The organism is Paralimibaculum aggregatum, assembly GCF_030270585.1.
In the GTDB taxonomy this organism is placed as follows: domain Bacteria; phylum Pseudomonadota; class Alphaproteobacteria; order Rhodobacterales; family Rhodobacteraceae; genus Thermohalobaculum; species Thermohalobaculum aggregatum.
On sequence record NZ_BSYI01000182.1, the window covers coordinates 1 to 264 of the forward strand.

General features: G+C 67.8%; 1 protein-coding gene. It reads right to left on the minus strand.

Translation table 11 applies throughout. The features are described from left to right. Positions 1–264, minus strand: a 264-nt coding sequence (locus tag QSJ97_RS24855; RefSeq protein ID WP_285675188.1) for a hypothetical protein, incomplete at both ends; no start/stop codon positions are given.

Below are 264 nucleotides of genomic sequence, written 5' to 3' on the forward strand. Positions count from 1 at the left end.
CCATCGGTCGGCTGACCGCGGCTCTCCCCGTCATTGCCCGAGACCGCCTCGCTGTCGTCGTCCTCCGGCAGGAAGGCGGTGTTGTCGCCGGCGATGTAGTCGTTCAGGTGCTGGCCGGTCACCTCCAGACCCGCCTCGAAGGCATCGTCGCCATCGCGGAAGTCCGGCTGCGTCGAGAAGAAGGTGATGTCCAGACCCTCGACCGTCTCGCCGCCGTCGCCCGCATCCTGGAGGATCGACCGGTTCAGGCCGGAAGTGTCCTCG